This is a genomic window from Anaerospora sp. (assembly GCF_032013335.1).
Taxonomy (GTDB): Bacteria; Bacillota; Negativicutes; order Sporomusales; family DSM-15969; genus Anaerospora.
Window position 1 is genome coordinate 100339 of sequence record NZ_DALZUO010000012.1, and the last position, 13565, is coordinate 113903.

Genomic DNA, 13565 nt, shown 5'->3' on the forward strand with positions numbered 1-13565 from the left:
TCGATCAAAGCGTTAAAGCTTTTCGATTTTATAATAGGTGGAGGATAGCATGTCTAAAATTACTACAATAGAACAAGCAATGCAGAAAATAGAAGATGGTATGACACTTATGATTGGGGGATTCCTTGCTGTAGGCACACCAGAGGTATTTGTGGACGCACTAGTAGCTCAAGGAACAAAGCAGCTTACTGTTATTGCGAATGATACGGCTTTTCCTGATAAAGGCATAGGGAAACTTGTGGTCGATGGCCTACTAAAGAAGGTAATTGTTTCTCATATTGGGACAAATCCGGAAACTGGAAGAAAAATGAACACGGGTGAACTTGAGGTTGAACTTCTACCACAGGGAACACTTGCTGAGCGTGTTCGTGCTGGTGGTGCCGGATTAGGCGGCATATTAACGCCGACTGGGATCGGAACAATAGTTGCCGAAGGAAAAGAAGTGATAACCGTTGACGGAAAAGATTTTCTGCTAGAAAAACCGTTAAGAGCTGATGTCGCTCTTATAAAGGCGTATAAGGCTGATACTGCAGGAAATTTAATATTTGAGCGCTCGGCCCGCAATTTTAACCCACTGATGGCTATGGCAGCCAGGGTCGTTATCGTCGAAGCAGAGAACATCGTAGAAGCTGGTCAAATTGATCCGGATCAGGTAATGACACCAGGTATTTTCATTGACTGGATTGTCCAGGGATAGGGGGGATTAAGAGATGGATGCAAAAACGATAATTGCTAAACGGGTTTCGCAAGAGTTTCAGGATGGTAATGTTGTAAATCTCGGTATTGGTATCCCAACATTAGCCGCAGACTTCCTGCCAGAAGGAGTAAGGGTTATCCTACAGTCTGAAAACGGCTTCGTTGGCTTAGCTCCACTAACTGGCCCACCTAATCCCAATTTGGTCAACGCAGGAGCTAAGCCTGTTTCAATCATTCCCGGTGGTGCTGTATTTGATAGTGCAATGTCTTTCGCTATTATTCGAGGGGGACATGTTGATATTACCGTGCTTGGCGCATTAGAAGTTGATCAGACAGGAAATCTTGCGAATTGGATGGTTCCGGGCAAACTTGTACCAGGAATGGGGGGAGCGATGGATTTAGTATCAGGCGCTAAGAAAGTGATTGTTGCCATGGAACATACTTCAAAAGATGGGGTTTCAAAGATCTTAAAAAAGTGCACTCTTCCATTGACTGGGAAAGGTGTGGTTGACTTGATTATTACAAATCTTTGTGTATTTGAGGTGGTTGAGGCTGGACTTGTTCTTAGGGAATTAGCACCCGAAGTATCAGTGGATGATGTGCGAGAAAAAACGGAAGCGAATTTTTCAGTTGCAGTTCCCTTGCTTACGATGAAACTTGCGTAATGATTAACGATTGAACAGAGTGTTTGCGAATGCAAAGGAAAAACATGCAATGAAGCATACGCAATTTAAAAAGGCGCCTTACGCTTTGCGAAAGTGCCTTTTTGCCGACGATCTGAACAGGAAGCTATTAGCTTGCTGTTCTTTTTATATTAGAGATTTTTTCTTTACAAAGCTGAATATTTGAGTATATCAGCTAAATAGGTACTGCTGCCAAACCATGCTTACTCATCATGTCAAGCCAGTCCCGAACCGGTTGACGGGAAAGCCGCTTGGGATGAACAACTGCATACGTCTGCCAGCGGGGCGGCAAGGGTGAACCGGTGAGGGGAATTTCAATTACGGAGTTTCTGTTCAAGGCTTTTTGAACAGTAGAACGGGTCAGAATAGCTGAACCGGCTCCGTCTTCAACAAGGGAAACAATAAAAGACGGATTACCGATGTTAGCGTGAAACCAACGTGTTCCTGGCAATAATTGGGCAATCCAATCACTGAAAGCTCCTCCCCAGTTATGAAACAGAAAATCAATCTTTGCCAGGTCCTTAACCGGCATTTCCACCTGATTTGCAAGCGGATCACCGGGAGGACATATTAAAACAAAATCTTCTTCATTACATAGGAATGTTGTAAACCGGCGAATTCTTGGCAACTGATAAACGATTGCAATATCGATAATGCCGTCTACCAAAGACTGCAAAATATCCGTTGAATGGCCGGCAACTGCTTTTACCGAGATGCGGGGAAAGCAGCGCAAATATTCACGGTAAACCGGGAGTAAGAGATTTGGCATTGCTGAATATACATTTCCTATAACTAAGCGGTCATCAAATAGGGCTGCTGAATTTAAAAGGGCTTTGCCATTTTCGAAGTCTTCCAAGATATGCTGGGCATAAGGAAGAAACATAAGGCCACTTTGCGTCAATACCACACGCTGATTATCTCTGATAAACAATTTTTGCCCTAATGTCTTTTCCAGCTCGGCGATACGGGCACTAACTGTTGATTGGACAATATTTTGTATTTCTGCCGTTTTTGAAAAGCTCTTCGTTTGGGTTAAAATTTGCATTGTTTTTAAAACTTCTATATCCACTAAGGCTCTCCTTATCTAGTGTATTAAAAATTTCGATAGCAATTATTAATATGTTTCGTTTTACAAATAAAAACTCCTTTCTTTATAATAAAGATAGTTACCGTTATTGAAAAACATTATCAACTACATAGATTGAACAGGTGTTGCTATATGCGACTTAATAGAAAAACCGGTTAAAGGCCGGTGCGGTCCCGCCACTGTAATGGGGAGCAGACTCAAGATAATACCACTGGGATATACATCCTGGGAAGGTTTGGGTAAGCAATGAGCCAGAGCCAGGAGAACTGCCTGTATGACGTCACCATTTGACCTGCGAGCGACAGGGAGGGGATTAAAACGGCAGCTGCAATGGCTAAAACCGTATGAGCCCTTTCCTTTTTTATCTATTAAGAAGGACAGGGCTGTTTTATTTATCGGCGAGAGCTCTATAATCAGAGCAGTACATACCTGCTTTGCATTCATAGATGATTATTCGAAAGACGAGGGGAGCAAGACATGAGAAAACGACTAAGAAAACAAGTAATCACGGCGCTTACTTTAACGCTGATGACGGGTATGGGGGTGGCTGCAGCAGAGGAAAACCCGTATGCTGACGTGTCTCAAAATCACTGGGCTTATGCTGAAATTGATGCATTGGTCCAGGATAAGCTGATTGCTGGCTATGATGCGGCTGCCTATGACAAAGATAAAGTTGCTACCCGCTATGAAATGGCCCGGTTTTTAGCCAATGCACTGAGTAAATATGATCAGGCTGACAAACAGCAAAAGGCAAAGATTGACCGGCTGGCACATGAATTTGCCGTAGAGCTGAATACGCTTGGCGTGCGGACAGTGCAAACAGAACAACAGCTCCCTAAAGAAGCGGTGCAGCCGGCAAAACAAACGAAAGCAAAGAAAACGTCAGTTACGATTGACGGCGAGACTTTAATTGAAGCCTCAGATGTGGACAGTAAAAAACAAGAAGGCAGCAATGCCTTTAATTGGCGGCAGCGGCTGCACCTCAACGCCGATTTCAATGACCGGGTGAGCTATAAATCACGTATTCAGGCCAGCGGCAAATTTGGCAGCGGCAGCTCAGAAAACGGGAATACATCCAATGAAATGCGCTTTACCCGCAGCTATATCCAAGTGAAAGATTTCTTTGGCATTGATCAGTTTCAGGCCGGCCGGATGGCGCTGGCTGTTGGCCGTTATTTTCCCCTGGCCTTGCAGGGCGATGCTGACGGTGTTGCGCTGAAACATCAGTTCGGCAAAACCAGGCTGGACGGCTATTGGGTCAATCCGGAAAAAAATACTGATTTAAAAGGGATAAATCTGAATTTTGCACCCACAAAATCCTTTGAATATAATGTAGGCTATATTTCTGCTGATGGCAGCCTTAAAACGGATGCTCCAGCAGTGGCAGCAAACTATGTGGATACCGGCCTTTCATGGGAAATACAAAAAGGGGTTACCGGCGTACTTAATTACACAAAATCCGATGCCTCCGGCTCACCCGATGCATGGGCGGCCCAAGTCTCGTATAACTGGGTAAGCGGCAAGCGGCAAGCAGGATTTTATTCCTATGAGGGACTTGTCAACATCCTCGTACCCCATGATCAGGCTATTGCTCTTACCTACCGGGATATTGATAAAGATGCCTTGCCTGGCAATTACGGCAACTTTACTGGGGTTGGTGAAGCCAAGACAAACGGCCATAAAGGGTTGATGCTTGGGTATCAGAATATGGTAATGGATGGTATCCGTATGTCGCTGCAGTATCAAAATCTGGAGGATAAGTTAACCGGTAAGCATGACCACCGTTATTACGGAGCTTTTGATATGTATTTTAATTAATGCTTCGCTGATACGGCAAAAGAGGAAGGGGATTAAGAAGTGAGTAGCAAGAGTTATAAGAAATTATTTGCAATAGCAATAGTGATTACTATGCTGGGCAGCATACTTCTGGCTGCGGGCTGCGGCGGCAGTAAAAATGAGAAGACACAGGCAACGGCAAAAGACGAGATTGTTGTTGCTATCGGCGGTGAAAAGGCCTCGGGCTTTGATCCCGTTACCGGCTGGGGGGCCCAGGGGGGAACTTTGTTTCAAAGCAAGTTATTGGATGTCAGCCCGGACAATAAAATCGTCAAGGATCTGGCAACCGATTATAAAGTAAGCAGCGATGGCCTGACCTGGACCTTCACTATCCGGGAAGGCGTAAAATTTCATGACGGCAAATCGCTGACGGCTAAGGATGTGGCCTTTACTTTTAATAAAACAAAGGAAGCGGCCAGTTTCGTTGATTTAACCGAGATGGATAAAGCGGAAGCAGTGAATGATAAGACTGTTGTTTTCCATATGAAGAAGCCAATGTCGATTTTTCCATATCAGGTGGCAACACTGGGGATTGTTCCGGAACATTTATATGGTGACGGTAAAGCTTATGCCCAGCAGCCAATTGGCTCCGGTCCGTATAAATTCGTCCAGTGGGACAGAGGCCAGCAGCTGATTGTAGAACGCAATGATGATTATTATGGCGGTAAAGCACCGTTTAAACGGATTGTCTTCTTGTTCCTGAACAATGATGCCGCATACGCGGCGGCACAGGCCGGCAAGGTGGATGTGGTAAAAACAACGGAAGCACTGGCCGTCAAAGCCATACCGGGTTATAACATTGTTGACTGCAAAACCTTTGACTTCCGCTCCGTCTCGCTGCCTGTTCAAACTCCGGGAGAAAAAAGCGGGGAAGGCTATGAGATCGGCAATGCGGTTACCAGCGATAGTATAATCAGAAAAGCTCTGGCTCTGGGTGTAAACAGAAAACAAATGATTGACAATGTATTGAACGGTTATGGACAGCCTGTCTTTACCATTTCCGATTATCTGCCATGGGAGAATAAAGCGATCCAATGGAAAGACGGCGATATTGCCGGTGCAAAAGCACTGCTGGAGCAAAATGGCTGGATGGATGCGGATGGTGACGGAGTTCGTGAAAAGAATGGCTTAAAAGCAGAGTTTCATCTTGTTTATGAAGCCGGTGATTCCACGCGTGAATCGATTGCAATGGCTTTCAGTGAACAGGCGAAAGCGCTTGGCATCAATGTTATTGCTGATGGACTTGGTTCTTCGGACCGCGTTAACCATAAGCATAAAGATGCCTTTCTCCTGGGGGGCGGTGCTTATAGCCCTATCTATATGCTGAATGCCCTGCACAGCCGGTTTGCGGCTAAAGGCGGCTGGTTTAATATTGTTGCCTATAAGAATCCGGTTGTAGATGGTTATCTGGATGCGGCAATTGGCGCACTGGATGATCAGACAGCTGATGAGAACTGGCGCAAAGCCCAGTGGGACGGCCAGACTGGCGGCAGTGTTCTGGGAGATGCTCCATATATTTATCTCATGAACATCAGCCATCTGTATTTTGTCCGCGATGGTCTGGATCTTGGTAAACAAAAATGGCATCCCCATGATCACGGGTTTGTCGTGATCAGCAATATTATGGACTGGTCCTGGAAAAAGTAGATGAAATCAAACCTGCAATGAGCCCCGAAGCGGCAGTGCTGTCTGCTCCGGGGCCGGGGTTTGTCTGAGAGGAGGAATTTCGCATGCCTATGATCACATATATAGGCCGGACATTGGTGCGGGGTATCGGGTTGCTGGTGGCAGTTATTCTTGTAACTTTTGTGCTTGTACAAGCATCGCCGATTGATCCGATGGAAGCCTATGTTACGGCCGAGAATCCTGTATCGCTAGAGCAAAGAGCGGCTATTGCCGAATACTGGGGTCTGAATGATCCGCCCCTGGAAAGGCTGGGCAAATGGGTCAGTGCATTGGTCCATGGCGATATGGGGACATCTATGTATTACCAGCAGCCGGTGACGGAAGTCATACGGGTTCATTTTACGAACTCGCTCATGCTGATGGGGGTTGCCTGGATTTTTTCCGGTTTCTTCGGCTTTATTCTAGGTGTTGCTGCAGCTGCTTGTCAACACACGAGAGTAGACAAATTTATTAAGGTATATTGTCTGCTCATTGCATCTGCGCCCGTATTTTGGCTGGGACTGTTAATCTTGATGGTATTTGGCGTATGGCTGGGATGGTTCCCAATTGCGCTGGGTACACCTATCGGGAAAGAGACGGCAGCGGTTACGTTCGGCGACCGCTTATACCATCTGGTACTGCCGGCACTTACCTTATCGGTTACGGGAATTTCCCAGATCGCTTTGCACACCCGGCAAAAATTAATTGATGTATTGAACAGTGACTATGCGCTATTTGCTGCCGCCCGCGGTGAAACGAAATGGCAGATTGTGTATCATCACGGCTTACGCAATATTTTATTGCCGGCAGTTACGTTACAGTTTGCCTCAATCAGTGAGCTGTTTGGCGGTTCGGTGTTGGCAGAAAAGGTCTTTTCTTATACGGGGTTGGGCTATGTGGCCGTTGTTGCCGGAACAAAACTGGATTTGCCTCTGCTCTTGGGTATTGCATTGTGCAGCGGATTTTTTGTCTTTGCCGGCAATTTGATTGCCAATCTGCTGTACCCAGTGATTGATCCGCAAATCAGGGAGGGGATACCGCATGAGTAATATAAGTTGCCAGACTGTTCACAAGGGTACATCCTATTGGCAGTTCAATCTCCGTACGCGCACGCTGGCCGCTATTGCCGGCGCGGTGCTTATCTTAGCGGTGATTGCGACTGCTGGAGTGCTGCTAGATCCATCCGCTTATGCACCGCAGTTTCAGCAGAAGAATCTGGCGCCATCGCCGGTGCATCCCTTTGGGACAGACTGGATGGGCCGCGATATGTTTATGCGTACCGTAAAGGGACTATCGATTAGCTTGTGGATCGGGCTGCTGGCTGCTACCGTCAGTTCGTTGATTGCCGTTATGATGGGAATTGCGGCAGCTACCATGGGCCGCAGGGTCGACAGCTTTATTCTGTGGCTGGTGGACTTAATGCAGGGGATTCCTCACCTGATTCTATTAATGCTTATTTCCTTTGTACTGGGCAAAGGCATGTTTGGTGTATGGATGGGAGTAGCACTGACTCACTGGCCGATACTGGCAAGGGTAATCCGGGCGGAAGTATTGGCAGTACGCAATTCCCAGTACGTGCTGGCCGCCCGGAAACTGGGGACAAGCCGCTGGAAGATTGCCGTAAAACACATCCTTCCCCATGTTGTGCCCCAGTATATTGTCGGCTTGATTTTGCTTTTCCCTCATGCTATTTTACATGAAGCGTCCATTACTTTTTTGGGATTTGGACTGTTGCCGCGTGAACCGGCAGTCGGTATTATTCTATCCGAATCGATGCGGTATCTGACGGCCGGTATGTGGTGGCTGACAGTCCTGCCCGGTGCTTCGCTGCTTATGATGGTACTTTTGTTCGACCGAATTGGCGAAAACCTGCAAAGGCTGCTGAATCCGGCAAGCGCCCAGGAATAGGAGAGGAGTACAATGAAAACCAACGATACTGCTCCGGTGTTGGATATTCAAAATTTAGCTGTCAAATTTCGCATGTATGATAAAGGACTCAGGCAAACCGAGCTTCAGGTTATTTCCGATATTAACCTGAGTATTAAGGCTGGAGAAATTGTGGCGGTCGCTGGATCATCAGGCAGCGGCAAGAGCTTGCTTGCCCATGCGATTCTGGGGATTTTGCCAAAAAATGCTGCTGTCAGCGGCAGTATGAAGTATTGTGGGACAGAGCTTACACCTGCAGTACAGGAGAGCTTACGGGGACGCGATATCGCGCTGGTGCCTCAGTCAGTCTCTTACCTGGATCCACTGAAAAAAGTCGGACCTCAGGTACGGGGCCTGTATGGCACCAAAGAACAGCAGGCTCAGGTATTTAAACGGTTTGAGCTGACTGAAGAAACGGCGGAAAAATATCCGTTTCAGCTGTCAGGCGGAATGGCACGGCGGGTCCTTGTTTCCACTGCCGTTATCAGTGATGCTAAGCTCATCATTGCCGATGAGCCAACACCGGGACTCAACCCCGAAATTGCAGAGAAAACAATGAAATTTTTCCGGGAACTTGCTGACGAAGGCAAAGCAGTCATGCTGATTACGCACGACATTGATTTGGCTTTTCTGTTCGCCGACCGGATTGCGGTATTTTATGCAGGCACAACGGTGGAAATTGCCCCTGTTGCTGATTTCATTAAGGGCGGCGATGCCCTGCGTCATCCCTACAGCCGGGCTTTATGGAATGCTTTGCCGCAAAACGGTTTTCAGCCGATTAGAGGCGGTCAGCCCTATGCCGGCAGCTTGCAGTGCGGCTGCCCGTATGCAGCGCGCTGCAACCGCTGCTCACCGGAATGCACTGCCGCCCAAACAATAAAAATGCAGACCGTCAGAGGTGGGGAGGTACGCTGCTGTCATGCTACTTGAGGCAAAAAATATCAGTTTTCGCTACCACAATGGTTCATGGATATTAAAAGATGTTACGTTATCCGTAGGCGAGGGCGAGCGTGTTGGCCTGGTTGGCCCGTCCGGGTACGGAAAGAGTACCTTGTCTAAAATACTGGCAGGCTATATAAAACCGGCATCCGGTAAGGTATTACTTGATGGCCGGGAACTGCCAGCTGAAGGATATAGCCCACTCCAACTAATCTATCAGCATCCGGAAAAGGCAATAAATCCGTTGTGGCGCATGAAAGATATCCTACAGGAAGGCTGGACTCCCGATCAAGGTACACTGGATGCTATGGGCATTGAACAGGGCTGGCTTGACCGGTGGCCAAGTGAATTATCCGGCGGTGAAATGCAGCGTTTTTGCATTGCCAGAGTACTTGGACCCAAAACACGGTTTTTAATCGCCGATGAAATGAGCACAATGCTTGATGTGATTACCCAGGCTCAGATATGGGAACTGCTGGTTCGAATTGTGGATGAACGCCGCATGGGCTTAATTGTGGTCACCCATAATGAAGCACTTGCTGAAAAAGTATGCACCCGCATTATTTCATTGCCGGAACTGAATAAGCTGTAACGCTTATGCTGATTTCCTGCATTATTGAGGAGAGAGGAACATGAATAAGCCCGAACCGGTTTACGATGCCTGGGTGAAGGATATAGCAGGTGAAAATGAAATGGAAGAAAGGCATCGTCCCGGTTGGCAAGCTGTGGTTGATGCCATGAAGGAGCAGCAATTAACGAAAGCCACTGTCTTGGATTTCGGCTGCAATCAGGGCGGATTCCTGCGATATTTATATGAACGTAAGCCCTTTAAAACAGCAACAGGCATTGATCTTGGCGCAAAGTCGATAGCAGTTGCTGAAGAACGCCGTGGTCAGCTACCTCTCAGATATGCTGTTACCGGTTCACCCGAAAAGCTTGGCGAACGGTTTGATATTGCCTTCAGTTTATCGGTGCTTTACTTGGTTGGCGATCTGGCAGAGCATGCTGCTAAGATCAGGCTTTCGCTCAATCCGGGCGGCGTATATTACGCCACGTATACCGATTATCATAATAATCCAAGCGCAGCTTATTTTCTGCAGACAATATCTCAGGAGAGTGTGCTAAAACCCAACCTGCACACTCTTGATGCAATTGCCGGAGCTTTTTTTACGGAAGGATTTCAGGTCGGCATCAAAAAAATGATTCCTGTTGATTTTGTTGAACTGCTGCCACAGCATAAGTATATTTTATGTAATGAAGATTACATTAAGACCAAGTACGAATCGACCTACCTGTTTCGTTTCAGCCTGCCCTAAGTTTGACGGAGACGGCATCGCTAAGAAATGTGATATGCCGTAAGGACTTGGACGCTTATTTTGCCGACGGATTGTTGGGTGGGGGTGTTTGGGGAACGTTCTGCTCGTGATTCTGAGGCACAATAGGATCGCCTGTATATACATAGGGGTTAGGCAAGGGGTCTATAGTGGAAACCGCAGCTGCTTTCAATAAAGGAACTGGAACTCCCTCATAGTTCCCTTGCTGAATCATGCCGCGTACTTCCAACCACGTGTCATTTTTATATGCAGCATTATCGGCCCATTCTACAATTAAACCGCTAGGGACTGCATCGGCGGCGCAGCAGGAAATTTCAAACCGTACCACCATGAACTGATTGTCGTTAAGACCCACTGGCCGATAGACAAAGCCTTTTAGCTTGATTTCCCGGTTGATAAAATTCGCCGTGTCTTCGTACATCGCGGTAATCAAACGGATATGGTTTTCATCATTAATATAGAGAATAGGAGCTTGTTTTGGGACAGATGCTGAAAGCCGTTGCTGTATTTTGGTGTTGATTGGAGGAGCGGATGCAGTGTTATCCAATAGGGTTGATGCAGTAGTGGGACCCCTAAAATGCTTCAGCCCTTTTTGTCCAGCGGTTATTGATCCTAAGGATTTGGCCGGTATGAGAAAACATATGGCAAGGGTACCGATAAAAATATAATAAAAGCATCCGGCAAACTTATGATCTTGCCTTCCGGCATTGCTTGCTAAGCTATCACTGACAAATCGTATGGTTTGTACAGTAGCTAGCAGGGCAAAGATAGCCAAGCCGACTGTGGCATTATAAGTGAATTGCGGGTGGATTAATTGCAACAGATCACCCTTTGTTATCACCCGGTAAAACAAGAACGTGAAACAAACTAGAATCAGTAGGCGCAGCAAATTTTCGGTTGCATGTGAAAGTCTATGCAAGCGCGAACACCTCCCAAAGATGAGGAAGATAGTTAATCAGCAATGAAAGCAGGAAAACAATAGTTGTAATCAGGAGTATCAGTTTAATTACATAATATACTTTAAATGCAGTAAACATCATAATGACATTTTTGATATCCAGCATAGGCCCATAAATCAAGAACGAAGCAATTGCACCTGGCGTAAAAGAGGCCGCAAATGGGGCTGCAATAAATGCGTCTGCCTGTGAACAGACAGAAATAACGAAAGCAAAACCCATCATTCCCAGAATGGATACAATAGGTTCCTGTCCTACGCTCAACAACAGCGTTCGTGGAACTGTTACCTGGATAACTGCCGCGAGAAATGAGCCGATCAAAAGGAATCGTCCCATATCAAAGAACTCGTCGCACGTATGGTACAGCATGTCTCGTAATCGGATCAATAATCCCGGGTGATGCTGCGAATGCTCGTGACTACAGCCACATCCAGAGTGACCGCAGCTATGACCTTCAGTGTAAGAAGTGAGTACTGCAGACTTTGTCCCTCCAGTATATAATAGAATTCCGATGAGGTTTGCAGAAACAAAAGTGCCGACGAAGCGGTATACCAGCATGTCATAGGAGGAATTAAAGGCAAGGTACGTGGAGAAACCAACTAAAGGGTTAATAACCGGTGCCGCTAACATGAAGGGTACTGCGATATACGCAGGAACGCCTTTTTGAATTAGCCGGCGGACGATCGGGATAATGCCGCACTCACATAAGGGGAAGAAGATTCCCAGTAAGCTGCCGCAGGCGATGCCAATCATACTGCTTCTGGGCAATAAACGATGGATTAACTTATCGGAAATAAAGATATGAATAAACGAAGAAACAATCACTCCAATTAAGACTAACGGAAAGGCTTCGATGATAATACTGAGAAAAATAGCAGTCATTTCCTGCAAAAAGTCAGTTTGAGCTCCAGGCAATACGCTGGGAAGCCAAGCAGCGGGATTCAATGTACTCGCCAGGAGCAGGAGCGATAGGCTTAAAAGCTTACTTAAGTGAGAATTTACGTTTGTCTCCATGGTAACCTCCATTTGTGACACATCTATTAATAAGTATGATAATTAAATAATAATATTACTATTAAATAATATTATTATTTAATGCAACCACGATGCCTTAGGGGGAAGTCTGTTTGCTTGTTGTACTATAAACTGCTCTAATTAAACAAAAGTCAAAGCCCTGTATCATGTATTGACACAGGGCTTTGACTTTTTTAAGTTTGTAAAGATCAAGCTGTAGTGATGTTGGAGACGATATTGAAGGTTAGAGCAATGAAATTAGTTAGTTAGCAAAACGCATAGTCACATTGACGTCAGTAAATAAGAATGTTACTATATGATAATAATATTTATTATCATAATTTCGCTTATGCCTAATGTTGAACAGGGCGTGAAACCAGAATATATGCGAGGGAAAATGAATCAGGGTATAGTCTTTGCGGTATTAGCTTCACTAATGTTTAGTATTATGAATGCCCTTGTCAAGGCAGTCACGTTAACAATTCCTTCCGCAGAAGTTGCTTTTTTTCGAGGTGTGATCGGTCTTGTTCTTATCTACTATATGATGAGGCGCAAGAAAGTACAGTTTTCAACTTCGGATATCCCTATGTTGATCTTAAGAGGTCTACTCGGCGGCTTGTACGTGATAACTCATTTTTACACTATTTCTCAAATATCATTGGTTGATGCCAGCATTCTAATAAACTTAGCACCAGTTATCGCAATTTTTCTTTCTGCTGTTTTTCTTAAGGAAACATTGTCTCGAAGAACGTGGGCGTTATTAGGATTAGCTTTTATTGGTGCCATGCTGACGATCAACCCTTTTCAATTCTCAGCTTACTCAATCAATGCGCTGATTGGCCTATTAAGTGCCGCAATTGCCGCCTGCGTAGCTATCGTTCTCCGCTATTTAAGTACAAGACACCATACATTTGAAATTATTTTTTATTTTATGGCTGCCGTCACATTGGTACCCATTCCCATGATATGGAACAATTTTGTAGTCCCTAGCTATACTGAGCTTTTCTATCTAATCATTCTAGGAGCAATCGCACTAGTGGGCCAGATTTTCTTAACGAGGGCCTTTTCGCATGATTGTGTTGCCGTAGTCGAAGTCGTTCGTTATATCGGTATCATTTATAATGCGGTATGGGGATTTTTATTCTGGAATGAAGCGCCGGTACTAACAACTGTTATCGGCGGAATCTTTATCATTGGTTCATGTATAGCATTATCTAATCCATCATCTGCAAAAAAATAATATATTATGAGGAAGATAGCCCTACTGTATTTCTGACAGTAGGGCTTTTAAGTGCATCGTTTTCATCTTTTTTGCAACACAAATCCACAGCTGCAGAATTTTCATTAAATAATATGCAACGCAAACGGAATTTCTGCAACATTTGCCTCGTTCTTAATTCTGTGATGTGAAATGCAAAACTAAACAAGT

Annotated in this window: 14 protein-coding genes and 1 riboswitch; of the genes, 10 read left to right on the forward strand and 4 right to left on the reverse strand. The window is 45.6% G+C overall.

Going from position 1 to position 13565, the window contains the following annotated elements; all coding sequences use genetic code 11:
- The first annotated feature begins 49 nt into the window (after positions 1–49).
- Both atoD and RTR76_RS11670 read left to right on the forward strand, forming a co-directional pair.
- Complete coding sequence (gene atoD, locus RTR76_RS11665) at positions 50–697, forward strand: acetate CoA-transferase subunit alpha (RefSeq protein WP_312520839.1); 648 nt, start codon at positions 50–52, stop codon at positions 695–697.
- A gap of 13 nt (positions 698–710) precedes the next feature.
- Positions 711–1361, forward strand: a complete 651-nt coding sequence (locus RTR76_RS11670; protein WP_312520841.1) for a 3-oxoacid CoA-transferase subunit B — start codon at positions 711–713, stop codon at positions 1359–1361.
- 193 nt (positions 1362–1554) lie between these two features.
- Here the strand turns inward: RTR76_RS11670 and RTR76_RS11675 are convergent, their stop codons facing one another.
- Positions 1555–2448: a LysR family transcriptional regulator gene (locus RTR76_RS11675; RefSeq protein WP_312520843.1), complete on the reverse strand. Its 894-nt coding sequence runs from the start codon at positions 2446–2448 to the stop codon at positions 1555–1557.
- Between the two features lie 121 nt (positions 2449–2569).
- A riboswitch (cobalamin riboswitch) is annotated at positions 2570–2755 on the forward strand.
- A 188-nt stretch (positions 2756–2943) separates the two neighbouring features.
- Between RTR76_RS11675 and RTR76_RS11680 the strand changes: the two genes are divergently transcribed.
- The 7 genes from RTR76_RS11680 to RTR76_RS11710 all read left to right on the forward strand — a co-directional run bounded on the left by RTR76_RS11680 (position 2944) and on the right by RTR76_RS11710 (position 10148).
- Complete coding sequence (locus RTR76_RS11680; protein ID WP_312520845.1) at positions 2944–4284, forward strand: hypothetical protein; 1341 nt, start codon at positions 2944–2946, stop codon at positions 4282–4284.
- A 39-nt stretch (positions 4285–4323) separates the two neighbouring features.
- Positions 4324–5949 carry an ABC transporter substrate-binding protein gene (locus tag RTR76_RS11685; protein WP_312520847.1) on the forward strand — a complete coding sequence of 542 codons (1626 nt, stop codon included), beginning with the start codon at positions 4324–4326 and terminating at the stop codon, positions 5947–5949.
- A gap of 83 nt (positions 5950–6032) precedes the next feature.
- Positions 6033–7016: an ABC transporter permease gene (locus tag RTR76_RS11690; RefSeq protein ID WP_312520849.1), complete on the forward strand. Its 984-nt coding sequence runs from the start codon at positions 6033–6035 to the stop codon at positions 7014–7016.
- Positions 7009–7875 carry an ABC transporter permease gene (locus RTR76_RS11695; protein ID WP_312520851.1) on the forward strand — a complete coding sequence of 289 codons (867 nt, stop codon included), beginning with the start codon at positions 7009–7011 and terminating at the stop codon, positions 7873–7875. The genes RTR76_RS11690 and RTR76_RS11695 overlap by 8 nt, the downstream gene beginning before the upstream one ends.
- A 12-nt stretch (positions 7876–7887) precedes the next feature.
- Complete coding sequence (locus tag RTR76_RS11700) at positions 7888–8823, forward strand: ABC transporter ATP-binding protein (RefSeq protein WP_312520853.1); 936 nt, start codon at positions 7888–7890, stop codon at positions 8821–8823.
- Complete coding sequence (locus RTR76_RS11705) at positions 8813–9424, forward strand: ATP-binding cassette domain-containing protein (RefSeq protein ID WP_312520855.1); 612 nt, start codon at positions 8813–8815, stop codon at positions 9422–9424. The genes RTR76_RS11700 and RTR76_RS11705 overlap by 11 nt, the downstream gene beginning before the upstream one ends.
- 40 nt (positions 9425–9464) lie before the next feature.
- Complete coding sequence (locus tag RTR76_RS11710; RefSeq protein WP_312520856.1) at positions 9465–10148, forward strand: class I SAM-dependent methyltransferase; 684 nt, start codon at positions 9465–9467, stop codon at positions 10146–10148.
- Positions 10149–10203: 55 nt separating this feature from the next.
- On the opposite strand, the gene RTR76_RS11715 is transcribed toward RTR76_RS11710, so the two are convergent.
- Together RTR76_RS11715 and RTR76_RS11720 are read right to left on the reverse strand one after the other, a co-directional pair.
- Positions 10204–11085 carry a TIGR03943 family putative permease subunit gene (locus tag RTR76_RS11715; RefSeq protein ID WP_312520858.1) on the reverse strand — a complete coding sequence of 294 codons (882 nt, stop codon included), beginning with the start codon at positions 11083–11085 and terminating at the stop codon, positions 10204–10206.
- Positions 11078–12136 carry a permease gene (locus RTR76_RS11720; protein ID WP_312520860.1) on the reverse strand — a complete coding sequence of 353 codons (1059 nt, stop codon included), beginning with the start codon at positions 12134–12136 and terminating at the stop codon, positions 11078–11080. The genes RTR76_RS11715 and RTR76_RS11720 overlap by 8 nt, the downstream gene beginning before the upstream one ends.
- A gap of 316 nt (positions 12137–12452) precedes the next feature.
- On the opposite strand from RTR76_RS11720, the gene RTR76_RS11725 reads away from it, so the two are divergent.
- Positions 12453–13376, forward strand: a complete 924-nt coding sequence (locus RTR76_RS11725; RefSeq protein ID WP_312520862.1) for a DMT family transporter — start codon at positions 12453–12455, stop codon at positions 13374–13376.
- Positions 13377–13380: 4 nt separating this feature from the next.
- Here the strand turns inward: RTR76_RS11725 and RTR76_RS11730 are convergent.
- On the reverse strand, positions 13381–13565 hold a 185-nt coding region (locus RTR76_RS11730; RefSeq protein ID WP_312520864.1), incomplete at its 5' end, for a hypothetical protein.

Coding starts and splice junctions, on each gene's coding strand:
- RTR76_RS11705 (WP_312520855.1), top strand. CDS start 8,813: ATGCTACTTGAGGCAAAAAATATCAGTTTTCGCTACCACAATGGTTCA.
- RTR76_RS11700 (WP_312520853.1), top strand. CDS start 7,888: ATGAAAACCAACGATACTGCTCCGGTGTTGGATATTCAAAATTTAGCT.
- RTR76_RS11695 (WP_312520851.1), top strand. CDS start 7,009: ATGAGTAATATAAGTTGCCAGACTGTTCACAAGGGTACATCCTATTGG.
- RTR76_RS11725 (WP_312520862.1), top strand. CDS start 12,453: ATGATAATAATATTTATTATCATAATTTCGCTTATGCCTAATGTTGAA.
- RTR76_RS11720 (WP_312520860.1), bottom strand. CDS start 12,136: ATGGAGACAAACGTAAATTCTCACTTAAGTAAGCTTTTAAGCCTATCG.
- RTR76_RS11680 (WP_312520845.1), top strand. CDS start 2,944: ATGAGAAAACGACTAAGAAAACAAGTAATCACGGCGCTTACTTTAACG.
- RTR76_RS11710 (WP_312520856.1), top strand. CDS start 9,465: ATGAATAAGCCCGAACCGGTTTACGATGCCTGGGTGAAGGATATAGCA.
- atoD (WP_312520839.1), top strand. CDS start 50: ATGTCTAAAATTACTACAATAGAACAAGCAATGCAGAAAATAGAAGAT.
- RTR76_RS11670 (WP_312520841.1), top strand. CDS start 711: ATGGATGCAAAAACGATAATTGCTAAACGGGTTTCGCAAGAGTTTCAG.
- RTR76_RS11690 (WP_312520849.1), top strand. CDS start 6,033: ATGCCTATGATCACATATATAGGCCGGACATTGGTGCGGGGTATCGGG.